Annotated in this window: 22 protein-coding genes; 8 read left to right on the top strand and 14 right to left on the bottom strand. The window is 62.4% G+C overall.

The annotated features are described in order from the left end of the window. Positions 1-151 precede the first annotated feature (151 nt). Positions 152-490 carry a hypothetical protein gene (locus tag ACEN83_RS19925; RefSeq protein WP_104447739.1) on the bottom strand — a complete coding sequence of 113 codons (339 nt, stop codon included), beginning with the start codon at positions 488-490 and terminating at the stop codon, positions 152-154. A 40-nt stretch (positions 491-530) separates the two neighbouring features. Continuing rightward, entirely contained in the window at positions 531-1,193 is a 663-nt protein-coding gene (locus ACEN83_RS19930) for an ATPase (RefSeq protein WP_495578195.1), read from the bottom strand. 230 nt (positions 1,194-1,423) lie between these two features. Here ACEN83_RS19930 and ACEN83_RS19935 point away from each other — a divergent pair, with 230 nt between their 5' ends. Further along, positions 1,424-1,729 (top strand): NIPSNAP family protein, encoded by a 306-nt coding sequence (locus ACEN83_RS19935; protein WP_102699161.1) that lies wholly within the window; start codon positions 1,424-1,426, stop codon positions 1,727-1,729. 13 nt (positions 1,730-1,742) lie between these two features. Here the strand turns inward: ACEN83_RS19935 and ACEN83_RS19940 are convergent, their stop codons facing one another. The 5 genes from ACEN83_RS19940 to speB form a co-directional block, all read right to left on the bottom strand. Then, positions 1,743-2,201, bottom strand: coding sequence for a GNAT family N-acetyltransferase (locus tag ACEN83_RS19940; RefSeq protein ID WP_104447741.1), 459 nt, complete (start codon positions 2,199-2,201; stop codon positions 1,743-1,745). A 148-nt stretch (positions 2,202-2,349) separates the two neighbouring features. Next, positions 2,350-4,038, bottom strand: a complete 1,689-nt coding sequence (gene betA, locus ACEN83_RS19945) for a choline dehydrogenase (protein ID WP_495580893.1) — start codon at positions 4,036-4,038, stop codon at positions 2,350-2,352. Positions 4,039-4,055: 17 nt separating this feature from the next. Then, the gene (locus ACEN83_RS19950) at positions 4,056-5,630 is read right to left on the bottom strand and encodes a purine-cytosine permease family protein (RefSeq protein WP_015094434.1); all 1,575 of its coding nucleotides are present in this window, start codon (positions 5,628-5,630) and stop codon (positions 4,056-4,058) included. Between the two features lie 167 nt (positions 5,631-5,797). After that, positions 5,798-7,306 carry an aldehyde dehydrogenase family protein gene (locus ACEN83_RS19955; protein ID WP_495578196.1) on the bottom strand — a complete coding sequence of 503 codons (1,509 nt, stop codon included), beginning with the start codon at positions 7,304-7,306 and terminating at the stop codon, positions 5,798-5,800. A gap of 68 nt (positions 7,307-7,374) precedes the next feature. After that, the gene (gene speB / locus ACEN83_RS19960) at positions 7,375-8,376 is read right to left on the bottom strand and encodes an agmatinase (RefSeq protein WP_008055762.1); all 1,002 of its coding nucleotides are present in this window, start codon (positions 8,374-8,376) and stop codon (positions 7,375-7,377) included. Positions 8,377-8,527: 151 nt separating this feature from the next. Between speB and ACEN83_RS19965 the strand changes: the two genes are divergently transcribed. From ACEN83_RS19965 to ACEN83_RS19995, 7 genes are all read left to right on the top strand, one after another. After that, entirely contained in the window at positions 8,528-9,442 is a 915-nt protein-coding gene (locus tag ACEN83_RS19965; protein WP_015094432.1) for a LysR family transcriptional regulator, read from the top strand. A 69-nt stretch (positions 9,443-9,511) separates the two neighbouring features. Then, a complete protein-coding gene (gcsR, locus tag ACEN83_RS19970) occupies positions 9,512-11,020 on the top strand; it encodes a transcriptional regulator GcsR (RefSeq protein WP_495578197.1) in 1,509 nt (502 codons plus the stop codon). A gap of 376 nt (positions 11,021-11,396) precedes the next feature. Continuing rightward, positions 11,397-11,780 carry a glycine cleavage system protein GcvH gene (gene gcvH, locus ACEN83_RS19975; protein ID WP_495578198.1) on the top strand — a complete coding sequence of 128 codons (384 nt, stop codon included), beginning with the start codon at positions 11,397-11,399 and terminating at the stop codon, positions 11,778-11,780. A 32-nt stretch (positions 11,781-11,812) separates the two neighbouring features. Further along, positions 11,813-13,069, top strand: a complete 1,257-nt coding sequence (gene glyA, locus ACEN83_RS19980; RefSeq protein WP_102699168.1) for a serine hydroxymethyltransferase — start codon at positions 11,813-11,815, stop codon at positions 13,067-13,069. Positions 13,070-13,210: 141 nt separating this feature from the next. After that, on the top strand, positions 13,211-14,200 hold the full coding sequence (gene lipA / locus ACEN83_RS19985; RefSeq protein ID WP_495580894.1) for a lipoyl synthase: 990 nt from the start codon (positions 13,211-13,213) through the stop codon (positions 14,198-14,200). A 33-nt stretch (positions 14,201-14,233) separates the two neighbouring features. After that, entirely contained in the window at positions 14,234-14,992 is a 759-nt protein-coding gene (locus tag ACEN83_RS19990) for a M15 family metallopeptidase (protein ID WP_495578199.1), read from the top strand. Continuing rightward, on the top strand, positions 14,989-15,705 hold the full coding sequence (locus ACEN83_RS19995; protein WP_495578200.1) for a L,D-transpeptidase family protein: 717 nt from the start codon (positions 14,989-14,991) through the stop codon (positions 15,703-15,705). Before ACEN83_RS19990 ends, ACEN83_RS19995 begins: the two co-directional genes overlap by 4 nt. Positions 15,706-15,871: 166 nt before the next feature. On the opposite strand, the gene ACEN83_RS20000 is transcribed toward ACEN83_RS19995, so the two are convergent. From ACEN83_RS20000 to ACEN83_RS20030, 7 genes are all read right to left on the bottom strand, one after another. Next, positions 15,872-17,260, bottom strand: coding sequence for a purine-cytosine permease family protein (locus ACEN83_RS20000; RefSeq protein ID WP_495578201.1), 1,389 nt, complete (start codon positions 17,258-17,260; stop codon positions 15,872-15,874). Positions 17,261-17,305: 45 nt separating this feature from the next. Beyond that, positions 17,306-18,046: a TorF family putative porin gene (locus tag ACEN83_RS20005; protein WP_495578202.1), complete on the bottom strand. Its 741-nt coding sequence runs from the start codon at positions 18,044-18,046 to the stop codon at positions 17,306-17,308. Positions 18,047-18,153: 107 nt separating this feature from the next. Continuing rightward, entirely contained in the window at positions 18,154-19,893 is a 1,740-nt protein-coding gene (locus ACEN83_RS20010) for an amidohydrolase (RefSeq protein ID WP_495578203.1), read from the bottom strand. 18 nt (positions 19,894-19,911) lie between these two features. After that, the gene (locus ACEN83_RS20015) at positions 19,912-21,708 is read right to left on the bottom strand and encodes an amidohydrolase (protein WP_495580895.1); all 1,797 of its coding nucleotides are present in this window, start codon (positions 21,706-21,708) and stop codon (positions 19,912-19,914) included. A 201-nt stretch (positions 21,709-21,909) separates the two neighbouring features. Further along, on the bottom strand, positions 21,910-22,932 hold the full coding sequence (locus ACEN83_RS20020; protein ID WP_116581379.1) for a helix-turn-helix transcriptional regulator: 1,023 nt from the start codon (positions 22,930-22,932) through the stop codon (positions 21,910-21,912). Positions 22,933-23,019: 87 nt separating this feature from the next. Beyond that, positions 23,020-23,862 carry a nitrilase family protein gene (locus ACEN83_RS20025; protein WP_495578204.1) on the bottom strand — a complete coding sequence of 281 codons (843 nt, stop codon included), beginning with the start codon at positions 23,860-23,862 and terminating at the stop codon, positions 23,020-23,022. Continuing rightward, the gene (locus tag ACEN83_RS20030; protein WP_495578205.1) at positions 23,859-25,358 is read right to left on the bottom strand and encodes a purine-cytosine permease family protein; all 1,500 of its coding nucleotides are present in this window, start codon (positions 25,356-25,358) and stop codon (positions 23,859-23,861) included. The genes ACEN83_RS20025 and ACEN83_RS20030 overlap by 4 nt, the downstream gene beginning before the upstream one ends. Between the last annotated feature and the right edge of the window lie 19 nt (positions 25,359-25,377).

A 25,377-nucleotide genomic window follows, 5' to 3' on the forward strand; every position in this document is an offset into this window, starting at 1 on the left:
ATGATCCCTTGTAGGAGCTGGCTCGCCAGCGATGGTCGTTAACGATAACGCGTGTGTACTGGATAAACGCAGCGCATTTGAGTCCATCGCCAGCAAGCTGGCTCCTACAATTCTGCCTCTCCCGGCGGCTTTTTTTTGCCTGAAATGGCGCTTACAGGCATTCCTGCGCCGCACGCTCGAAACTGGACGGCACGAAGGTCGACGCCAGCAGCTTGCGCTCGTACAGGAACACCTTGCCGCCGTTCGAGGCCTTGTAGGTTTCAAGCACGTTGTCCGCCGCCACTTTGCTCGATACGACGATCCGGTAGCTGCGCTGGGTCTGCGACACCGTGGGCGCCAGGGCATCGTGCTGTAACTTCGGCACCACGCAATGGGTGTACTCCTCGGGCGACTTGCTGGTCTGCAAGGTCAGCGTCGGATTGTTCGGCGTGGCGCAACCGGCCAGCAACAGCGAGGCGAAGGCCAGGGTCGGGGCAAAAAAAGTGCGCATGAGTCAGGTCCTGAAAAGCAATCTATGGTGAATTGGCTGGTTAATGGGTTGCGGCGGTCAATCCGGCGGAGACCAGCGCGCTCAACGACGCATCGAACTGTTTCAACGCGGTCAGTTGCAGGTCGCGTTGCTGTTCGATTTGCGCGGCAATCTCGGGCGCGGTCTTGTCATGTACCCACACCGACGGCAGCTGTTTTTCCACCGTGCCTTCGGCCTTGCCTATGTATTGCAGGCTGGCGTCGTAGAACCGCGCGGCAAAACGCGCCTCGACCCGGTCGTTACGCTGGGTCAGCAACTGGTTGTGGGTATCGAGCATCACCACCACATCGGGATGGGCCTGCACCAGGGCATCGAGGCTGTCGTAGACCGTCACCGACAGAAAGGTCTTGTGCAACGAACTCAGCAGCCAGTCGATGGCCAGTTGCGGATCGGAGCTGTCGACGAAGGCCTGACGAATTCGCGCATCCAGTGCGTGCTTCGCGCCGTTCACGGCCACCGAGTGGTATTGCTCAAGGTATTGCAGGTTTTCCACGGTGCTTTCGCTGTAGAGCACCCCGACCGTCTGACCGTATTGCAAGCCGCCCTGGCTCCCGGTGATGGGCGGCAGGTGGCAGGTGCGTGCGTCCTCGGCAAAGGCCGATGCGGTAGACGCAACACTGCCCAGCACCAGGGCAATCACAGCCAGTCGGGTCAAGATTTTCATCGCGCAGGTTCCTTGAGCGGCGTGTTCAATGAAGGCAATTTTCCGCCTTTGCGCAAAAAACAGAACTTGCGATGCTTGATGGTGACTATTGACTGAACCGATAGTGGGGCGGCGCCAGCACAGGCCTCTGGCGCAAACTTACCGGTCAATGTCGAACAAGCGGCTGTGCCGGGCGCCCACTGTTGATTACAGTGGCGACTGCTCTCAAAACCTGATCAAGGAGTGAAACAATGGTGACCTGCTACCTGAAATACGTGCTCGATCCCTACCAGCTCGAGGCATTCGAGCACTACGGCAAGTTGTGGATCCCCCTGGTGGAGAAGTTCGGCGGCCAGCACCACGGCTACTTTTTGCCCTCGGAGGGCGCCAACAATATCGCCCTGGCGCTGTTCACCTTTCCTAGCCTGGCAGCCTACGAACATTACCGGCAGCAATCGATGAACGACCCGGCGTGCATCGCGGCGTTCAAATACGCCGAAGACCGGAAATTCATCCTCAGCTACGAGCGTTCATTCATGCGGCCGGTGTTTGCCTGAAAGGCTTGCTGACTCAGTCTTTTTTCAGATCCAGGCAGTAGGTGTAGTAACCGGGATCGCGCACCCAGCCCAGGGATTCATACAGGCGCTGGGCGGTGAAATTGTCGGTGGCGGTTTCCAGGGTCATGCCTTTGCCACCGGCCAGCCTTGCAAAATCCCGGGCGGTGTTCATCAACAAGGTGCCGACGCCTTTGCCCCGGGCAGCGGGGGTGGTGAACAGATCACCGAGCAACCACGTGCGATGGGCGTCAATCGAGGAAAAAGTCGGGAACAACTGGACGAAGCCGAGGTTTTCTCCGTCGGTGTCCCGGGCAAGAAAAATCACCGATTCATCCCGGGCGATGCGCTCGGCGATGAAGGCTCGGGACTGCGCCAGGTTCGACGGCTGCTCGTAGAACATCCGGTAGGCGTCAAACAGAGGGGCGATCTGGTCGATATGCGATGCGTCGGCGCGCAGGGCCTGAATAGCCATGAGGGTGCTCCATTGCGGTCTCAAGGATTTACAGACTAGCAATGGAGATGCACAAGGCAAGATCAAAAGATCGCAGCCTGCGGCAGCTCCTACAGGGAAACACATTCCAATGTAGGAGCTGCCGCAGGCTGCGATCTTTGCTTTTGGATCAGACCCGCACGTTACGCCCCGGCAACGACGTACGCTGGCTGCTTTCCCAGCCCTCCACCAACCCCACCGGCACATCCGCTGACGGCAGCATCTGCACGCCACGCACCAGATCGGACGCCCGCTCAGCCAGCATGATGGTCGGCGCATTCAGGTTGCCGTTCGGCTCGGTCGGGAACACCGACGAATCGATCACCCGCAGACCGGCGATACCACGCACGCGCAATTCGGAGTCGACCACGGCCATGTCGTCCTCGCCCATGCGGCATGAACCGCAGGGATGGTAGGTGCTTTCCAGGTTATCGCGCACGAAGGCGTCGAGGTCTTCATCGCTGGTCACCTGCGCGCCCGGGGCGATTTCGCCGTCGCGGAAGCGGTCCATGGCTTTCTGGCCGATGATCTCGCGGGTCAGGCGAATGCAGCGGCGGAAGCCTTCGCGGTCCTCTTCCCGCTCCAGATAGTTGAAGCGAATCTCCGGATGCTCGTACGGGTCGGCTGAGCGAACCCGCACGTAACCACGGCTTTTCGGTTTGTTCGGCCCGGTCAGCACCATGAAGCCATGGCCCTTGATCGGCTTGTTGCCGTCGTAGCGCATCGCTGCCGGCAGAAAGTGGAACTGGATGTCCGGCCAGCGCAGGCCTTTCTCGGAGCGAATGAAGCCACCGGCCTCGAAGTGGTTGGTGGCGCCCAGGCCGTCCTTGAACAGCAGCCAGCGCAGACCGATCATCAGCTTGCTCAGCGGGTCCATCTTGCTGTTGAGGGTCACCGGTTCCTTGCAGCCGAACTGGATGTACACCTCGGCGTGATCCTGCAGGTTCTCCCCTACTCCCGGCAGGTCATGGCGCACGCCGATCCCGGCCTTGCGCAGGACGTCCGCCGGGCCGATGCCGGAGCGTTGCAGCAGGTGCGGCGAGCCAATCGGGCCGGACGAGATCAGCACTTCGCGGTTGCAAAGCACCTGGTGGGTCTGGCCGCCGTGGTCATACATGACCCCCACCGCACGCTTGCCTTCGAGGATGATCTGGCGGGTCATCGCGTGGGTGATCACCGTCAGGTTCGGACGGCCCATGGCCGGACGCAGGTAGGCATTGGCCGTTGAGCAGCGCACACCGTTTTTCACGGTCATGTGCATGGCGCCGAAACCCTCTTGCATGTAGCCGTTGCAGTCTTCGGTCTTGATGTAGCCCGCCTCCGCGCCGGCTTCGACCCAGGCGCCGTACAGCGGGTTTTTCATGTGGTTGCCGTTGGTGGTGTGCAGCGGTCCGGTCTGCCCGCGATAGCTGTCACCGCCCGACTCGTAGCTTTCGGCGCGCTTGAAGTACGGCAGGCAGTTGCGATAGCCCCAGCCTTCGGCACCCAGGGATTCCCACTCGTCGAAATCCAGCGCATGGCCACGGATGTACACCAGGCCGTTGATCGAAGACGATCCGCCCAACACCTTGCCCCGTGGGCAGTGAATGCGCCGGCCGTTGAGGAAAGTCTCCGGCTCGGTCTCGTAGCGCCAGTTGTACTTCTTTGTGTTCATCGGGATCGAGAAGGCACTGGGCATCTGGATCACTACGCTCTTGTCGCTGCCGCCGAATTCCAGGACCAGCACCGAGGTGGCCGGGTCTTCGCTCAGGCGGTTGGCCAACACACAACCTGCCGAGCCTGCGCCAATGATGATGTAGTCGTATTTTTGTGTAGCCATTTTTTGCGTGGTCATGACTATCTCCCGACCGTCGATTCAGTGAATACCGGCAGTGGCTGCTGTTTGTGGGTCAGCGTGTCGCCGGTGGTGTATTGCGGGGAGGTTTTTTCGATCTGCTGGATCACCGCTTCTTCGCGTTTCAGATCAATCGAGCGGCTCAGCCAGTAGTACGCCAGGCCCGAGACGATCAACCCGACCAGCCAGGCGATGTCGATGCTGCCCAGTGCCTTGGCGAGCGGGCCGACATACACCTCACGCTGTTCAACGCCGTCGAAGATGTAGAAGAACGGAATCATCGAGATAAAACCGATGGCATAGGCGGCGATGCCGCGCAGTCCCCAGCTGCCATAGATGTTGCCGTGGGGCATGAAGAAGTGCGGGATGGCGTAGCGGCCCTTGCGCACGAAGAAGTAATCGGTGAGGTTGACAGAGGTCCAGGGCACCAGGAAGTACAGCATCACCACCAGGTAGATCCCCAGCACCGACAGGCCTTTGCCCGAACTCTGGATGCTCAGGGCCACGCCCAGTTGCAGCAGGATCACGAAGCCGATGGCCAGGATGCGTGCCTTGCGGGTGGGTTCGATGTGCTTGATCGAGTCGACGCAGGTCAGCGTGGTCAATTTGGCGCTGTAGATGTTCATCGCGATCACCGGCAGGAACGCCAGGATGGTGACGACCACCACCGCCGTGCCCATCAGTGGCGACACGGTGTTGCCGACTTGCCCCAGGGCCACCAGCACGTCAGTGGTATGCAGGTGATCGGCCAGCCAGCCACCCACGGAAATCATCCATGCGCCGGACAGCGAAGCCCCGAGGAATACCACCGCGATCAGCTTGCCGCTGGAGGTGTTTTTCGGCAGGTAGCGCGAGTAGTCCGACACATAGGGCGCATAGGCGATGTTGTAGCTGGCGGCCGCCGCAAACTGCGCGATGAAACCGGTCCAGTTGAAACCCAGCGGCTCACGGGCCACTTCGCCTTCCGCGAGAGCCGGCAGCACCGCATCCGGCACCCAACCCATCAGCACCGCCATGGTCACCAGGCCATACAGCGGCAACGACAGGAACAACGCCCATTTGAAGCTGCGGTGCATCCAGTCATGGCCGAGGATCGCCAGCACCGCCGCCGGGATGGTCACCGCCACCGCGATCACCGCCGGGCTGAAACCGAACAGCGTGTGCAACCCCTGCATCATCAGCACCAGGTTGACGATGTTGAAACCGGCGAACACGAACAGCGTCGCCAGCAGCACCAGGATCACCCCGCGATAACCGAACTGCGCGCGGGACTGGATCATCTGCGGCAGGCCCAGGTGCGGGCCTTGCGAACCGTGAAACGCCATGAACAGCGTGCCGAACATGATGCCCAGCGTGCCGGCGAGCGTGGTCCAGAGCGCGGTCAGGCCGACGCTCGGGCCGACGAAGCCGATGGTCATGGTGAAGAAAGTGAAGTTGCCGAGGAACCAGAACGGGCCCTGGCTCGACAGTTTGTCGGTGCGCTCGTTCTCGGGGATGAAGTCGATCGAATGGCTTTCGACGACGGGTTTGTCATCGAGGCTGGACACGCTCGGGGCTGACTTGGCGTTAGTGTTCATGATGGTCTCTTATTGTTGGAAGATCATGACGAGATAGGTGTACACCCTTGTAGGAGCTGCCGCAGGCTGCGATCTTTTGATCTTGATCTTCAGCCGTCCGACAGGACAGCAAAGATCAAAAGATCGCAGCCTGCGGCAGCTCCTACAGGGATTGAGTCAGCCTTGACTCAGGGGAGCGTGATCCAGACTGCCTTGGTTTCGAGCAGGTAATCGAGCTGCTCGGCGCCCAGGTCCTTGCCGAACCCGGACTGCTTGTAGCCACCGAACGGCATCGACGGATCGAGGGTGCCGTGGGCGTTGACGTAGACCGAGCCGGCCTTGAGGCGCGGAATCAGGCTGTGCACTTTGCCAAGGTCGTTGGAATACAGTGCGGCAGCCAGGCCGTAAGGCGAGTCGTTGGCCAGGGCCAGGGCCTCTTCTTCATCGTCGAAGGGTGCGGTGACCAGCACCGGCCCGAAGATCTCTTCCTGGACAATGCGCATGTCGTTGCGGCAATGGGCGAAGATGGTCGGCTCGACGAAGAAGCCAGGGCCATCGACCGCTTGTCCGCCGTAGACCAGTTTCGCGCCTTCGGCCTTGCCGGTCTCGATGTACTCGGTCACGCGCTGCTTTTGCAGGGCCGAAACCAGTGGGCCGATGAAGCAGTCCGGGTCCAGGCCCGGGGCCATTTTCAGGGTGCGTGTATAGGCGATCAGTTCACCCAGGAATTGGTCGTAGACGCTGCTATGAATATAGGCCCGTGTACCGGCGTCGCATACCTGCCCGGAGTTGAAAAACACGCCGTTGGCGACCGCTTGGGCGGCGGCCGGGATGTCGGCGTCGGCGCAGACGATGACCGGTGATTTACCACCGAGTTCGAGGGTCAGGCGCTTCATGTCATCCAGCGCTGCACGGCCGACAGTCTGGCCGACCGGGGTCGAGCCGGTGAAGGTCAGTTTGTCGATGCCGGGGTGGGTGGCCATGGCCGCACCGACCACACTGCCGCGCCCGGTGACGATGTTGATCACGCCGTCGGGGATGCCCGCTTCCTGCACCAGTTCAGCGAAACGCAGGGCCGACAACGAGGTCAGTTCGGCGGGTTTGACTACCACTGTGCAACCGGTCGCCAGGGCCGCGCCGAGCTTCCAGGCCATGGTCTGCAACGGGAAGTTCCACGGCACGATGGCACCGACCACGCCGACCGCTTCCTTGCGGGTATAGGCCAGGTAATTGCCCGGCAGCGAAGGTTCGACGGTGCGGCCGTGCAGCTTGGTGGCCCAACCGGCGAAGTAACGCAGGGTATCGACAGTGCCCTGGATGTCCACGTCCTTGGCGAAGGCCACGGATTTGCCCATGTCGATGGATTCGATTTCTGCCAGTTCAGCGGCGTTCTGCTCGATCAGGTCGGCCAGGCGCTGCATCATGCGCTCGCGCTCGGCCGGTTTGGCCTGGCGCCAGGCGCCGCCGTCGAACTGGGCGCGGGCGGCTTGCACGGCGCGGTCCAGGTCATCGGTGGTGCCCATGGGAATGCGGGTGATCAGGCCTTCGGTCGAAGGTTCGATGACATCGGAGGTCTGGCCGTCGCTGGCTTCGACCCAGGCGCCGCCGATGAACATTTTCTGGACCTTGCTGAGGAAGGTCTGGGTGGCTTCGCTGACGCCGAATTTCTGCAGGTAACTCTTGACGATCGTGTCCATTTTTATTCTCTCTGCCCGGCAGTCAGGCACTGCCGGGGCTCTGGCTTCTGAGCTGTGTGGTTTCGATATCAGGCTGGACTGGTTTCGCTCTCGGCGGCTGCACGCACCTTGCCGCGCTCGTGGAAGATGAAACCGATGCTGTTGAGCAGCAGTTGCGCGGCGAGGATCGAGGTCATGCCGGTCGGGTCGTACACCGGCGCCACTTCCACCAGGTCCATGCCGACGATGTTGCCCTTGCTGCGCTTGGCCAGGGCCTGGATGATTTCCAGCACTTCGTAGTAGAGGAAGCCACCGTGGCTCGGGGTGCCGGTGCCGGGGGCGATGGACGGATCGAAACCGTCGATGTCGATGGTGATGTAGTAGTTGATGTTCTGCGGGATCAGCGCCAGCACACCCTCGACACCAAGGCGACGCACATCACGCACCGAAAGGATTTTCGAGCCGGCTTCATGGGCCGCTTCGTAATCGTCGCGGTTGGACGACGACACGTTGCGGATGCCCATCTGGGTCATGCCGACGATGTGGTTCATTTCCGAAGCGCGGCGCAGCGGGTTGCCGTGGCCGTAGCGCACACCGTGACGCTCGTCGACGAAATCCAGGTGCGCATCGAAGTGGATGATGTGGATCGGGCCGCGGCCTTCGAAGGCCTTGATCACCGGCGCGTGCACCGAGTGATCGCCGCCGAGCACCACCGGCATCACGCCGGCATCGAGGATCTTGCGCACGGCGTATTCGGTGTTCTTGTTGCTGGTGGCCATGTCGGTGTGGACGATGTCGGCATCCCCGACGTCGACCATGCGCACATCCGATGCGGTGAGGTACATCACGTCATCTTCGTGATCGTAGGCACCGGCGTGGCCGAAGGAAAACAGCGTCGATGCTTCACGAATCCCGCGGGGTCCGAAGCGTGCGCCGGAGCGCCACTGGGTGCCCATGTCGTTGGGCACGCCCAGCACCGCGACGTCGGCATCCAGTGCATCCCAATCGGTGCACACCGGGGATTTGCCAAAGGTGCAATGACCCACGAATGGCAGGTTCAGGCGACCGGATTCATAACCGTTGTTCGACATTTCTAGCCTCTCCACTTCTTGTTATCGGCCTGGCGGACTGCAAGGCGACCGCCGTTGGAAAGACTATGGGCGCAGGTTTTCGTGGAAAAAATGCTAAACATCAGATACTCATATCGGCATTCCCGATGCGTCCCCAGGCCGGAGGTCCAAGATGATCCAGCTGCACGATGTCGACCTGAAACTGCTCAGGGTGTTTGCCACGATTGTCCGCTGCGGCGGCTTCTCGGCCGCGCAGGCGGCGCTGAATGCCGGGCAGTCGACCATCAGCGAGCAGATGACCCACCTGGAAACCCGCCTGGGGGTCAAACTCTGCCAGCGCGGGCGCAGCGGCTTTCGCCTGACCGAACAGGGCGTGGCGATTCATGAAGCCACCCAGCGCCTGCTGTCGGCGGTGGAAAACTTCTGCATGGACGCCGACGTGCTCAAGCAGCACATCAGCGGCAAGCTCAACCTGGGGATCATCGACACCACGATCACCGACCCCGACTCGCCGATCCCGCGCACCACCCAGCGCTTCGTCTCACGGGGCCATGACGTGCACTTGAACGTGTATGTCGGCACCCCGGCGGAACTCGAAGAGCGGGTACTCGACGGTCGACTTCATCTCGCCATCGGGCACTTCCCGATCCATGTGCCGGGGCTGCTGCAATCGCCGCTGTACCAGGAAGCCCTGGGCTTGTATTGCGGGCGGCGCCACCCGCTGTTTGGCAGCCAGGCTGAAGGTGCGGAACTGCTCGAAGAAGTCGCCGCCGGGCGCATCGTCGTGCGTGGCTACATGCAGCAATACGACCTCGAGCACCTGGGCGTGAGCAAGGCGGCGGCCACCGTCGACAACATCGAGGCTTCGGCCATCCTGATCATCTCCGGCGCCTATGTCGGCTTCCTGCCCGAGCACTTCGCCAGCCAGTGGGTCAAGAGCGGCGAGATGCATCAACTGGCAGCCGCGAGCCTGCGCCTGAAGTCACCCTTCGATGTGATCACCCGGCGCGGTACGGCACCGCCGCCCATCCTCCAGGCGTTCCTCGAGGACCTGGCCGCCAGCGCCCGTAAAACCGCCAAGCCGTGACATGCCACTCGCCAAATTGAAATTTTGCCGGGCATACTGATTTTAGTTCGACAACCTTGCAGGCCCGTCATGCGCATCCACGTCACCTTCATCGACCGCGTCGGAATCACCCAGGAAGTGCTGGCGCTGCTCGGTGGACGCAGTTTCAACCTGGACGCCGTGGAGATGGTCCCGCCGAACGTCTACATCGATGCGCCGACCCTCGGCGCCGAGGTGCTCGAAGAGCTGCGCGAAGCCCTTTTCGATGTGCGCGGCGTGCAGGCCGTGACCATGGTCGACATCCTTCCGGGGCAACGCCGGCGCCTGCAACTGGACGCCTTGCTGGCTGCCAGTTCCGACCCAGTGCTAGCGGTGGATGACCGTGGTCATGTGCTGCTGGCCAACCCGGCGCTGATCGCCCTGTGCGGCCGCGAACCGGCCGGTGAGTCGCTGACCGCCCTGTTCGACGATGCCGACTTGCAGCGCACCCTGATCGCCCATCATTTCCGCCTGCCGATGCACGAGGTCAGTCTCGGCGGGCAGACCTTGCTCCTCGACGCGATGCCGATCACCGACGCCGGCGCCCTGCTCACCCTGTATCAACCCAATCGCATCGGCGAACGCCTGTCGGCGTTGCATCACGACCATGCCGAAGGCTTCGATGCGCTGCTCGGCGAATCGCCGCCGATCCGCGCGCTCAAGGCCCGCGCGCAACGGGTCGCAGCATTGGATGCGCCACTGTTGATCCAGGGTGAAACCGGCACCGGCAAGGAGCTGGTGGCCCGTGCCTGCCATGCCATCAGCCCACGCCACGACGCGCCCTTCCTGGCCCTGAACTGCGCGGCACTGCCGGAGAGCCTCGCTGAAAGCGAGCTGTTCGGCTACGCCCCCGGCGCCTTCACCGGCGCGCAACGGGGCGGCAAGCTCGGCCTGCTGGAACTGGCGGACCAGGGCACGGTGTTTCTCGATGAAGTCGGGGAAATGTCGCCCTATCTGCAAGCCAAGTTGCTGCGTTTCTTGAGCGATGGCTGCTTCCGTCGGGTCGGTGGCGACAAGGAAGTACGGGTCAATGTGCGGGTGCTCAGCGCGACCCACCGCGATCTGGAAAAAATGGTCGCCGAAGGACGTTTCCGCGAAGACCTGTTCTACCGCCTCAACGTGCTCAACCTGCAAGTGCCGCCGCTGCGCGAGCGCGGTCACGACATCCTGCTGATGGCCAATCACTTCATGCAACAGGCCTGCGCGCAGATCCAGCGGCCGGCCTGTCGCCTGGCACCGAGCACCTTCGGCGCCCTGCTCGGCAACCGCTGGCCGGGCAACGTGCGACAACTGCAAAACGTGATCTTTCGCGCGGCGGCGATCTGCGAAAATCCTTTGGTGGACATCGACGACCTCGACATCGCCCGCACCGCCGTCGAGCGGCAAAACGACGGTGAAGTCGGCAGCCTGGAAGAGGCTGTTGGTGACTTTGAAAAGAAACTGCTGGAACAGCTTTATCGCAGTTATCCGTCCAGCCGGTTGCTCGCTGCGCGGTTGCAGACGTCCCATAGCGCCATTGCGATTCGCCTGCGCAAATACGGAATTCCCAACAAACCCTGAAGCCGCTGCACGGCTCTCTGTAGGAGCTGCCGAAGGCTGCGATCTTTTGATCTTGATCCGTTCAAGATCGCTGAAAATCAAGATCAAAAGATCGCAGCCTTCGGCAGCTCCTACGCGATGCGCGACGTCCATGTCTGCAAATCGATACAGTGTAGCGAAATCAAGACAAAACCCTTCGCACCGCAATCACGGCGTCCGCGTCCACCGTCCGGTTGGCCCGTATTGATTTCAATACGGACGAAATCTTCCGCGCCTTGAAAAATCACTTCAAGCCATTGATTTAAAACAAATTAAAAACCTTGGCACCACCCTTGCTATCACTCCTCAAACCCCGCTCGTCGCCCCGCCACGAGCCTTAAAACAATAAGGAGTTGATATGAGCCAATTGCGTTTTACCGTCGATCACGAATGGTTGCGCCTTGAGAGCAATGGCCTGGTCACCGTCGGCATCACGGCATTTGCCCAGCAGGCGCTGGGGGATGTGGTGTTCGTTCAGGTGCCTGAATTGGGCGCCTTCGGTGCCGGCGCTGAAGTGTCGGTGCTGGAGTCGGTGAAAGCCGCCAGCAGCATCGGCATGCCGCTGGACGGTGAGGTGGTCGAGGTCAACGACACGCTGGAGAGCAGCCCGGAACGGGTCAACGAAGACCCGTTGGGCGAAGGCTGGTTCTTTCGCTTCAAACCGGTCGATGTCGAGGCGTTGAGCGACTTGCTCGATCAAGACGCCTATGCACGCCTGACCGCCGAACACGCCGACGTTTGAAGCCCCCACGAATCCGGAAAAAGGACCACATCATGTTCAGCAAACACGACCAGATCAAAGGCTACGACGACGAACTGCTGGCGGCGATGAATGCCGAGGATGCGCGGCAGGAACACCATATCGAACTGATCGCCTCGGAGAACTACACCAGCCAGCGGGTCATGCAGGCCCAGGGCAGCGGCCTGACCAACAAGTACGCCGAAGGGTATCCGGGCAAGCGTTACTACGGCGGCTGCGAGCACGTCGATGTGGTCGAGCAACTGGCCATCGACCGTGCCAGACAACTGTTCGGCGCCGACTATGCCAACGTCCAGCCGCACTCCGGCAGCCAGGCCAACGCCGCGGTTTATCTGGCGTTGCTGCAAGCGGGCGACACCGTCCTCGGCATGAGCCTGGCCCACGGCGGCCACCTGACCCACGGCGCCAAGGTGAGTTTTTCCGGCAAGCTGTACAACGCCGTGCAGTACGGCATCGACACCACCACCGGCCTGATCGATTACGACGAAGTCGAGCGCCTGGCGATCGAGCACCAGCCGAAGATGATCATCGCCGGCTTCTCGGCCTATTCGAAGACCCTGGACTTCCCGCGCTTCCGTCAGATCGCGGACAAGGTCGGCGCCTACTTCTTCGTCGACATGGCCCACGTCGCCGGCCTGGTGGCCACGGGTCTGTACCCCAATCCCCTGCCCTACGCCGACGTGGTCACCACCACCACGCACAAGACCCTGCGCGGCCCCCGTGGCGGTCTGATTCTGGCCAAGGCCAACCCGGAGCTGGAGAAGAAGCTCAACGCCGCCGTGTTCCCCGGCGGTCAGGGTGGTCCGCTGATGCACGTGATCGCCGCCAAGGCCGTGTGCTTCAAGGAAGCGCTGGAGCCAGCATTCAAGACTTATCAGGCGCAGGTGATCCGCAACGCCCAGGCCATGGCGCAGGTGTTTATCGAGCGCGGTTATGACGTGGTCTCCGGCGGTACCGACAACCACCTGTTCCTGGTCAGCCTGATCCGCCAGGGCCTGACCGGCAAGGACGCCGACGCCGCCCTCGGGCGTGCCGGCATCACCGTGAACAAGAACGCCGTGCCCAACGATCCGCAATCGCCGTTCGTGACCTCTGGCCTGCGCATCGGTACGCCGGCGATCACCAGCCGTGGCTTCAAGGAAGCGCAAAGCATCGCCCTGGCCGGGTGGATCTGCGACATCCTCGATCACCTGGGCGATGCCGACATCGAAGCCAATGTCGCCCGCCAGGCGGCGGCCCTGTGCGCGGACTTCCCGGTCTACCGCGACTAAGCACACACAACAAAACCCCTTGTGGGAGCGGGCTTGCTCGCGAAGGGGCCGTGTCAGTCGACATCAATATTGACTGGCACGCCGCCTTCGCGAGCAAGCCCGCTCCCACAGGATTCGCGGCTGATGCACAAGGAAAACACCATGAACGCCATTGTCGAATCGACCGGCAACCACCCGGCCAAGGTGGAGGTCGGCACCAAACTGCGCGGCGCGGACAAGGTCGCGCGTATTCCGGTAAAGATCATTCCCACGGATGAATTCCCGCGCAAACCCGACTGGATTCGCGTGCGCATGCCGATCTCTCCCGAGGTCGAGCGGATCAAGCAACTGCTGCGCAAGCACAAGCTGCACAGTGTCTGCGAAGAAGCCTCGTGCCCGAACCTCGGCGAGTGTTTTTCCGGTGGCACCGCGACCTTCATGATCATGGGCGACATCTGCACCCGGCGTTGCCCGTTCTGTGACGTCGGCCATGGCCGGCCGAAGCCGCTGGACATCAACGAGCCGATGAACCTGGCCGTGGCCATCGCCGAACTGCGCCTGAAGTACGTGGTGATCACCTCGGTGGATCGCGACGATTTGCGCGATGGCGGCGCCCAACACTTTGTCGATTGCCTGCGCGAGATCCGCAAGCTGTCCCCCGGCGTACAACTGGAGACCCTGGTGCCGGATTATCGCGGACGCATGGACGTGGCCCTGGCGATCACCGCCACTGAGCCGCCGGATGTGTTCAACCACAACCTGGAAACCGTACCGCGCCTGTACAAGGCCGCGCGCCCCGGCTCGGACTTCGAGTGGTCGCTGGACCTGCTGCAGAAGTTCAAGCTCGCCGTGCCCCACGTACCGACCAAATCCGGGCTGATGCTGGGCCTGGGCGAAACCGACGAGGAAGTGATCGAGGTCATGCAGCGCATGCGTGAGCACGACATCGACATGCTGACCCTCGGCCAGTACTTGCAGCCCTCGCGCAGTCACCTGCCGGTGCAGCGCTTCGTGCACCCGGACACCTTTGCCTGGTTCGCCGAGGAAGGCACGCGCATGGGCTTCAAGAACGTCGCGTCCGGTCCGCTGGTGCGTTCGTCCTATCACGCCGATCAACAACTTCATGGAGGTGCCGGCGGTTTCCAGCCATGATGGAGTGACTGGTCATGCATGGAGCCGTTCCCGATGCCGCGTTCACCCTGTCTGTTGTTGCTGTGCCTGAGCCTTGCCACGCCGTGCATGGCCGACGAACCGAAACCCGGGCACATGCTGTATGTGCGCAGCGTCGACCCGGGCATCGTGCAGGACATCCGTTACGCCAGCGCGCACAACTTCACCGGGCACCCGCTCGACGGCTACCAGGCGGCGGAGTGCCTGCTGTCGCAGGACGCGGCGAAGGCGTTGGCCCGAGTGCAAAGCGCACTGAAAGCCGAAGGCTACGGGCTGAAGGTATTCGACTGCTATCGCCCGACCCGCGCGGTGGCGGACATGGGCCGCTTCGCCAGCGAACCCGGCGACCCGCTCAAGACCGAGTTCTATCCACGGGTCGACAAGCAGGACTTCTGGCGCCTGGGGTATGTGGCCCGGGTGTCCAATCACTCCCGGGGCAACACCGTCGACCTGACGATGACCGGCCCCGACGCCCTCCCCGACGACACCTGGACACCTTCGGTTAAACCGGTGGATTGCACGGCGCCTTATGGCGAGCGCTGGCGCGACGGCGCGCTCGACATGGGCACCGGTTTCGACTGCTTCGATGAGCGCGCGCACACCGACTCGGCGCTGATCAACGCCACGGCCAAGGCCAATCGCCAGCGACTGACCGATGCCATGGCCAAGGAAGGCTTTGTGGGGTATTCGGCCGAGTGGTGGCACTTCACGTACAGCGGCAATCCACCGAAGCCGGACGTCATGGACTTCCCCATCACGCCGTTGGCGCCATGAACCTTCTGCTCAAGGCCCTGTTGATGGCGTTTTTTCCGCTGGCCGCCATGGCCCAGGGACTCGACGGCAGCGACCAGTTGATCGTGGTCACCAGCAAGAACTGGGATGACATTCAAGCCACTGCCCAGCGTTATGAACGGCGTGGCAAGACCTTTGAAAAATTCGAAGCACCCTTTGCGGTGGTGCTCGGCAAGAATGGCATGGGCTGGGGCAAGGGGCTGCTCGACAGCGGGCCACCTGAAGGACCGGTCAAGCAGGAAGGCGATGGAAAGGCGCCAGCTGGCATGTTCAAGCTGGGCACGGCGTTTGGCTACGCGCCTTCGGCCGATACCCGCCTGCCCTATCTGTCGCTGACACCGACCATCGAATGCGTGGATGACAGCCAATCGACTCGCTACAACGAACTGGTCGACGGCACGGTCGTCGAAAAGGACTGGAGCAGCTCCGAACGGATGCGCCGCCCGGATGAGTTGTACCGCCAGGGCATTTTCATCCAGCACAACACCCCGGCCTCTCCCGCTGCCGGCTCGTGCATTTTCTTCCACATCTGGCGCGGCCCCACGGCGCCGACCCGTGGCTGTACGGCCATGGACCCGGCGGATATTGCGCGGCTGTTCGATTGGCTGGACCCTGGCAAATCCCCGGTGCTGGTGCAATTGCCGCAAGCGCAGTACGAGCAGTTGCGTGAGCGCTGGAAACTTCCCCAGCGCTAATCAACGCTGAACCCTGTGGCGAGGGGGCTTGTCGGATCGCCGCACCGCCCCGTTGGACTGCGCAGCAGGCCTATCTTTTAGGGCCGCTTCGCGCCCCAACGGGGGCAAGCCCCCTCGCCACAAAAGCCCCTTCACCACAAAAGCTCCCTCGCCACAAATGCGGGGGTTAACCCCGCTCAGCCACCACAGCACCCATCGAAGGCCTGGCCAGCGCGTAATAGATCACCCCAGGTACCAACAACCCGACGATCCACGAAATGTCCACGCCGGCCAGTTGCGCAACCATCGGCCCGGAGTAGAAATGGGTGTCGACAAAGGGCAGCTGGATCAACACGCCGATCACATAGACGCTGATCCCCAGCACGTTCCAGCGACCGTAGCGGCCTGTCGGGTCGGACAGCGCCGGGATGTCGTAGCGTTCCTTGTTGATGAAGTAGTAGTCCACCAGGTTGATCGCGCTCCACGGGATGAAGAACGTCAGCAAGAACAGGATGAAGTACTTGAACGCGTTGAGGAACGAGTACTGCCCCGCCAACGCCAGCGCGGTGGACGCCGCGACGATCAGCAGCACAAACAGCATGCGCTGGCGGGCGCTGATTTCCAGGCGGCGGCGAAAGCCACTGATGATGGTGGCGATGCACATGAAACTGCCGTAGGCGTTGAGGGTGGACACCGTGACCTTGCCGAAGACAATGCTCAGGTACAGCAAGGAGGCGATCACCCCGCTACTGCCCAGGCCGACAATGGTCGCCACTTCGTGCCCACGGAAATTCGCCCCGGCCAGTGCGGCGGCGAACACCCCGAGCACCATCGAAGCCTGGGCCCCCAGCACTGTGCCGAGACCGACAGCGGCGAAGGTTTTCCACGACGACGTCTTGCTCGGCAGGTAGCGCGAGTAGTCCGCCACATAAGGGCCGAAAGCGATCTGCCAGGACGCCGAGAGCGACACCGCCAGCAGGAACGTGCTCCAGCTGAAATGACGGTTGTCGAGCAGCAGGCCGATGTCGTTGAGGGTCATCAACCGGGTGAACAGGTAGGCGAAGGCGATGATGCCCAGCACGCTGGCCACCCGCCCGACCAAGTGAATCACCCGATAGCCGAAGATCGTCAGGAACGCGATGCACGACGCGAAAATCAGGATGCCGGCGCTGTCGCTGACACTGATCAACTGCGCAATCGCCTGCCCCGACAGCACCGCGCCGGTGGCGCTGAAACCGAGGTACATCAGGCACACCAGGACAATCGGGATCGCCGCGCCATACACCCCGAACTGCACGCGGCTGGAGATCATCTGCGGCAGCCCGAGCTTCGGCCCTTGCGCCGCGTGCAGCGCCACCACGGCGCCGCCGAGCACTTGCCCGATCAGCAAGCCGATCAGCGACCAGAACACATCGCCGCCCAGTACCACGGCGAGGGCACCGGTGACGATGGCGGTGATTTGCAGGTTGGCGCCAAGCCACAGGGTGAACTGGCTGTAGAGGCTGCCGTGACGCTCGGCCTCGGGAATGAAATCGATCGAGCGGGTCTCGATCAGGGGACTGCGTTGCGCACTCATGACGGTGTTTCCTTTGAGGAACTGTTTTTGTTGTCGGGGGTGTACTTAAAAGGTCTTGGTGGCGCTGGCAACGACCGTGGCCGAGCACAGGTCATCATAGCCATACCAACTGCTGCACTCGCTTTTCGACAAGTCCGTGTCGACGTAGCTCAGGCCCCAGGTCACGCCGACGAAGTCGCGTGTCAGCTTGGCCTCCCACTCGTAGTAAGACTCGCGGTTATCGCCACTGGCGGACCAGAACGCGGGGTCTTTCACATCGTTGCGTCCAAAGCGCAGGTCCAGGCCGACTTCAGCCGGCAGATCGATTTTGTAGCCCAGGTAGGTGTAAAGGGTGTCCTGGTCCTCGCCGAAGAAATTCGGCGTGTCCTTTGAGTAATAGGCACCGAGCTTGACGCCATACACATCGACAATGGCGTACATCTCACTGAGGTTGAATTCGGAGTTTTTCGGGTAGTCGTACTTGATGTAGCCCAGGTCCAGGCTGATGGCCTCGGTCGCCTGCCAGAAATAACCCGCGTAGTACTCAAGCTCCTGCCGGGTATCGAAGCCGCCACCGAAATCCACGTTGGAGGTCCAGGCGCCGATGTACAGGCCACTGCTGTGCAGCAGCGTTGCCCCGCCCTGCACGGCCGGATCCCCCAGGGTTTGCGAGATGCCACGGGAACGGTAGTCGCTGACGACGCCCAGGGTCATGTCAAGGCTGAAGTCGTCGTTGAGGGCCAGGGCCTGGCTGCTCAGGGGGGCCAATGCCAGTGTGGCGAGGGTCAATGCTGAAAGTGCGTTCATACAGTTCTCTTGTTGTTATGGCGTACGGGGAATTTCAGGCATGGCGATACCAGGCCCCTCGCGCTGCGAGGGGCTGGCGGTTTTTGCGTGTGTCGGGTGTTCGCAGGTCAGGACGCGGGGGCGTAGACCTGCTTGCCGGCGAAGAAGGTGTTCAGGACTTTGGTTTCGAACAGGTCGTCATCGCTGACCTTGAACACGTCGCGGTCGAGGATGATCAGGTCAGCCTGCTTGCCCGGTGCCAGCGAACCGATCTGCTTGTCCAGGCGCAGGGTTTTCGCCGCGTTGAGGGTGTAGGCATAGAACATGCTCTGGCGGTCGATGCTTTCCTTGGCATTGAGTACGCCCAACGGCCCCTTGCGCGTGCTGGCCTGGGCAATGGCGTTGAATGGATTGGCGCTCGACACCGGCCAGTCACTGCCACCGGCAATCGTTGCACCGGCGTCATGCAGGGACCGCGCGGGATACTGGTAACCGTAGGCAAAGGCACTGATGTAGGGCTTGACCAGTTCGACGGTGTAGGACTCACCGGTGGCCCATAGCAGTTGCATCGAGGCGATCACGCCGAGCTGCTTGAAGCGCGGAAACTCCTTGGGATTGACCAGTTGCAGGTGCGCGATGCTGTGCGGCACCGGGTTCGGGCTGAGCTTGCGCGCATAGGCCACGCCATTGAGTGCTTCACGCACCGCGCGGTCGCCGACGGCGTGCATGTGCACGATCCAGCCACGTTTTTCCGCCGCCACCACCAGTTCACCGAAGTGCGCCGGGTCGGTCAGCAGTTGTCCGTCCTTGTGGCTGTTCTTGTACGGCACGATGACCGCTGCGGTTTGCCCCGGGAACTCGAGGATGCCGTCGACAAAGACCTTGATGCCGGGGAACGTCAGGTTGGGCACACCCTCGAACTGCTTCATCACCGTGGCGATCACTTCCAGGTCGGCCGGTTTGCTCTTCGGGTTGGTGACCATCAACGCGGCGACGTGGGCGCTGAGTTCGCCGTTCTGCGCCAGCGCCTTGTACAACGGCAGGACGCCGATGCTTTCGGCGGTGGCATGGAAATCGAACAGTGAGTCTTCACTGCCGCCGTTCGCCGCGGCGTCCATCCACGCAGTGATGCCGAACTGGTTGTTGACCCGCACCGCCTCTTTCGCGGCCTTGAGCATGGTCTCCTGGCTGGGCGCGGGAATTGCGCTGCGCACCACGTCCCAGCGTGATTCGGCAAAGTAGCCATTCGGCGTGAAGTCCGCTTCATGGCCGACGTAACCGCGCTCTTTCTCCGGCAGGCTCTTGACCAGTGCCGCGTCGATGTTCAGACGCTTGAGCATCGCGTTGTTGGCCCAACCGGTGTGGCCGTCGATGCCGCTGAATACGACAGGCTGATCGGCCCAGCGCCCCTGATTGAACACCTTGCCCAGTTCACGGCTTTTTTCCCAATAGGCCGAACTGACCCCGGCGACGCTGATCACATCGCCAGCCCGGGCGCGCCCGGCCTTGTCCTCTTCAATCAACCACTGCTCAAGTTCCGGCAGCGGTTTGACTTCGTCCAGCAGGTTGGCCTTCATGCTGTCGAACGCCCCCACCACCGGGTGGCTGTGGGTGTCGATCATGCCTGGCATCAACACCTTGCCCGCCAGGTCGATGCGTTGGGTCCCGGCATCGGCCAGGGCATTGATTTCGGCATCGCTGCCGACTTTCAGAATCTTGCCGTCTTGCACCGCAACAGCCTGCACCAGCGCCTGGCCGGGTTCGGCGGTAAAGACCTTGCCGTTGAACAACACCAGGTCAGCGGCGGCCATCGCCTGCACCGACGACAAGGCCAGTGCGGCGGCCAACAGGTTTGGAATCAATCGCATCGGAACGCTCTCTAGTTTTTATTGGGCGGATCGGGAAGTAACAGCCTGGGAAACCACGTGCGGCGCAAGCCCCAGGAACGGCGCCTTGGCCCACACGACCTTGCCGCCGACCAGCGTCAGCAGCACGTCATTGCGACCCAGTTCCTCCTCGGGCACCTGCATGAAGTTCTTGTCGAGCACGATCAGGTCAGCGAACTTGCCGACTTCGACCGAGCCCAGCACCGCCTCCAGCTTCAGCTGTTGGGCGGCATTCAGGGTGATGCTGCGCAGTACTTCGGCTCGCGACATGGCCGGATCACTGTTGAGCCGCCCGGCATATTTGGGTCCATAGCTGTGCGGATTGGTGGGGTCGCCGGAGCGGGTGACACCGACTTTCAGCGCCAGGAACTCATCGAGGGGATCGACCGGCCAGTCGCTGCCAAACGCCACACGGCCGCCGGCATGGGCGATGCTGCCCGAGGGCTCCATGCGCTCGAAACGCTCGGCGCCGAGGTGATCGCTGGTGCCGTCGACCGTGGACGGCGCCTGCTGCGCCCACTGGAACGACATGGTCGCGGTGACATCCAGCGCCTTGAAGCGTGAATAGTCGGCAGGATCGACCGACTCGGCGTGCGCGATGGCCGGGCGGAAATCCGCACCGGGCAGTTCTTTGCGCACATAGGCGACGCTGTCCAGTGCATCGCGCACCGCGCGCTCGCCGGTGGCGTGCAGGTGCGGATCGAGACCGGCCTTGACCGCTTGCAGCACCAACGGATTGAGCACCTGCGGCGGGAAGTACAGCTCGCCCAGGTTCTTGCCCGGCGTCCACTTCGGCGCCTTGTCGGTGCCGCTGTTGTGCAGGTACGGGGTCAACATGGCGCCGGTGTCCGCCGGGGCATTGATGATGCCGTCCATGAACAGTTTGACGTGGCGCATGCTCACGCCCGGCGCGACACGCACTTCGCCCTGGTCGTAGGTGTTGGCCAGGGCCTTGGCCTCGGCGATGGTTTTCACCGGGTCGGCGGCCGCGGCGGCCGGGTCCAGCTTGATCGCCAGCAAGGCCCGGGCGGTCAGTTCGCCGGACTTTTGCAGAGTGGTGAAGGCCTTGCCGCTTTCCGGCCCCGACAGGGCATCGAAGAAGCTGGTGATGCCCTGCTGGCGCATGGCGTCGAGGGCCGCACGGGTCTGGTTGAGTTTTTCCGCGTCGGTGGCGGGCGGCACCACGGCGGCCAGAGACTCGGCGGCGCCGTCCTCGCAGATGCCGTTCGGGTTGCCGGCGCTGTCACGTCGGTATTTGCCGTCTTCGGGGTCGGCGGTGCTCTTGTTGATCCCGGCCAGTTCCAGGCCGCGAGAGTTGGTCAGCACGGTGTGAAAATCGGTGGAGCGCACCTGGATCGGACGCTGGGTCTTGAGCGCGTCCAGGGTCGATTTGTCGGCGTCGCCGTCAAGCCCGGTCATGCCCATGCGGTCCCAGCTGCCGACTTCCAGCCACACGTCTGGGCCCTTGTCCTTCTCGGCATCGAGGCAGGCCTGGATGCTTGCCTGAAACTGCGCGCGGGTCATGGTCTGGTATTTCAGGTCGCACAGCGTCATGGCGCGACCGCCATCCCCCGGGTGCATGTGCGCATCGACGAAGCCCGGCATCAGCATGCGCCCGGCCAGGTCGATCAGTTGTGTCTGCTTGCCGATGTAGCCGTCGACCCCGGCATCGCTGCCGACGTAGACGATCTTGCCGCCCGAAATGGCGATGGCCTGCTGCACGGAACTCTGGCCATCGACCGTGTAGACGTAGCCATTGCGCATGACCGTGTCGGCGGGTGTCGCCGCCAACGCCATGCCGGAAAATGTCGTGGTCGCCGCAATGGCGACAAAAAGCCTGGAAAGTATCAAATGCCTCACCCCTGTTCTTATTGTTTTGAAGCGGCCCGAACGGCTGCACAAGCCCTTGCATAGACAGGGCCTACCCTATAGGGCGCAGCGTTCGAATGGACCTCTGCAAATGAGGAGGGGTCAGGCAAATAATTGAAACGGCAGGGATTAATCCCGGCGCACGGACTCCGTCAGCGCACCCGGCGAACGCAGGACAGAGCCCAGCTCCACCTTGCTTTTCACACCGAGCTGCAAGTAGCAATTGCGCAGGTAGGTCCGCACGGTAGACGGGCTCAAGGCGAGCATTCTGGCGATTTCCTTGTAGGAGTGGCCAGCGGCGAACAGCATCGCCGCCGTGCGCTCCCGAGGTGCCAGACCGTCCCCGCCCGAGGGGGCTTCGAGGGACAGGATGACGTGTTCGGCGTTGGGGCTCAGGGTCAGGGCGCAGCGGCCCAGACGGATCACGCAGGGGGCTCTGGACAGTTGCGCGATCACCTCGGGTGGCAGCGTGGAACCGCTCCAGCCGGGCAGTTCGCGCTGGATGGCAACGCACAACCTGGCCCCTACATAGAGCAGACTGCCGTCCATGCGCGCGATGCCAAAATCACTCGCGCCGTTTTCGCTGTCGAAGCGAATCATGTCCTGCACTTGAAACCGCCACAGCTGGAACAGGTGATCGCAGAACGCCAAAAACAGCTCGGCTTCGTTCTCCTCGAACGCCTGTTCATCCTCACCCCGGTAGAGGCAGACGAAAAACATCAGGCCGCTTTCGGGCAATTCGTAGGTGATGCTCATCAAGTGATAGAGATCGAAGCGCCGGGCGAAATCATTGACTGCCTCGCAAGGGTCGGTGAAACCCTTGTCGCGCACCACTTCACCGGGACGATTGAGCGTGGCGTAGGAAAACTGATCGTTGGCCGCCACCGGATGCCATTCGGCGGCAAAGGATTCAGGAAGATTGATGCTGCCATGCATCCAGCTTTGCATGGGCACATCATGACCTGGCGCAGACATTTCGCCCCACCAGGCAGAGGCGAAGGGCACCAGTTGACCGAATGCCTGCAGCCCATCGGCGATGAATCGCGACGCCCCGCTCTCCCGCGCCAGCCGGCCAAGGTGCAGTACGCAATGATTGAACGCCTTGAGCGTGACCATCGTTGCGTCACCGTCGACTTTATTTCCCGCCCCCATCATTGCGATCCCGTTCACTGCATGGCCTTTCGTTTCGACGATGCCATAGGCCCCTGACGGGCGTCCAGCACGCAATGACATCATCGGTTACAAAGTGCTGTGCAACCCGTACAGCTGTGGCCGGCGGTCCTGATGCAGGTCGTTGCGGGCACTGATGCGCTTGTTGCGCGCTTCGGTGAGGTTCAGCGTCGCCAGCAGGATCTGCTCGCCGCCCTGCTCCGCCGGACCGGCCAAGGGGTAACCGTCGGCATCGACGATGACCGACCCTTGCACCCAGCCGACCCCGCGCTCATGGCCATAGCGATCGCACGCGGCAATGAACAGGCGGTTCACCGAGGCATTGGCCTGCACCCGCAGGACTTCCGCCGGGCGCTCGGTTTGCGGCCGCGGACCGTCGGGCCAGTTGACCGGCGCGCACAACAGATCGGCGCCGGCCAGCGCCGGCAGGCGCACCCATTCGGGGAATTCCAGGTCGTAGCAGATCAGCATGCCGAGCCGTCCATGCAGCGTTTCGACCACCGGCGGCGGCGCATCGCCGGCGGTGAAGATGTCCTTTTCGGCATCCCACAGGTGCGCCTTGCGGTACACCGCGCGCAGGCCATTGGCGTCGATCATCGCCGCACTGTTGGCCAGCTCATCGCCGGGCAGGCGTTCGCAGAAGCCGCCGACGATCACCAGGTTCAGCTCACGGGCCAGGGCCTGCCACAACTGCAAGGTCGGACCGTCAAGGGTTTCCGCCAGGCTCAGCGCTTCGTCGCGGTCGGCAAACACATAGCCGCTCTGCACCAGTTCGGGCAGCACGACGACTTGCGCGCCCTGGTGCGCCGCCTGGCGAATCGCGCGCTCGGTGAGCGTGCGGTTGTAGCCCAGGTCACCTACTTTCGGTGCCAGTTGGCAGCAGGCGACCACGGTATTTTTTACGCTGCTCAACGCCCTGCCTCCGCAGATGAATGGGTCATGGCGACGATGTCGCTCTCGCTCAGGGCGTCGATCACCCGGCGTTCGGCGGCCAGGTCAATCGAGCGGCTGAGCAGGTAATAGGTCAGCCCCGAGACCACCAGGCCCACCAGCCAGGCGATGTCCACGCCTTCCAGCACCCGCGCCAGCGGCCCGACAAACACCTCTTTGCCGGCGGCGGCATCGAAGATGTAGAAGAACGGCACCATCGCGGCGAAGCCGATCAGGTACGAAACGATCCCGCGAAATTGCCAGGCGCCGTAGATGCCCTTCGGCGTGAAGAAATGCGGGATCGCATAGCGGCCCTTGCGCACGAAGAAGTAGTCCACCAGGTTGACGGCGGTCCACGGCACGAGGAAGTACAGCAACAGCACCAGGAAGGTGTTCAACAGCGCGATGCCGTCCCCTTTGATCGACAGCACGCAGGTCAACAGAATCACGCTGATCACACTGATCGACAGCACGCGGGCGCGGGGTGTCGGGGTGATTTTTTTGATCGAGTCGACACCGGTAAGCAGCGTCAGCATGGCGCTGTAGGTGTTGAGTGCAATGATCGGCAGGAAGCCCGCCACCGAGACGATCACCAGCAGATTGCCCAACCCCGGCACCATGGAAGAACCGACCTGATTCAACGCCACCAGTGCATCCGCTGCTTTCAACTGCTGCGCCAGCCAGGCGCCGAGGCCGATCATCCAGCTGCCGGACAACGAGGCACCGATGAACACCGCCGCGATCAGTTTCACCCTGCTGGTGTTTTTCGGCAGGTAACGGGAATAGTCGGACACGTAGGGCGCATAGGAAATGTTGTAGCTGGCACCGATGGCGAACAGCGTGGCGAAGGCCACCCAGTTGAAGCCCAGATCGGTCGCCGGCGTGACACCTTCCTGACCCGCACCGAACATCAGGGCGATGGTCACCAGGGCGTACAGCGGCAAGGTCGCCAGCAAGGCCCACTTGAACGCCTTGTGCATCAGGTCGTGGCCGTAGATCGACAACAGCGCACCGATCAGCACCACGGTAACGGCGACGATGGTCGGGTCGATGCCGAACACATGTTCCAGGCCGTTCATGATCAGCGAGATGTTCACCACGTTGAATCCGACGAACACGAACATGGTCGCCATCAACGCCAGGATCACCCCGCGATAACCGAACTGGGCGCGGGACTGGATCATCTGCGGCAGGCCCATTTCCGGCCCCTGGGAGCCGTGGAACGCCATGAAAATGGTGCCGAACATGATGCCCAGGGCACCGGCGAGCATGGTCCACAGCGCGGACAATCCGAGGCTCGGGCCGACAAAACCGATGGAGATGGTGAAGAAGTGGAAGTTGCCCAGGAACCAGAACGGCCCCTGGCTGCTGAGTTTGGCGTGACGTTCGTTTTCCGGAATGTAATCGATGGAGTGGCCTTCGATGGCCAATCCGCCACTCGCCTCGGCGGCGCGCGCAGACACTGGGGAACCTGACATACGATTGTTCCTATGCTGG

Source organism: Pseudomonas sp. Pseusp49 (assembly GCF_059491875.1).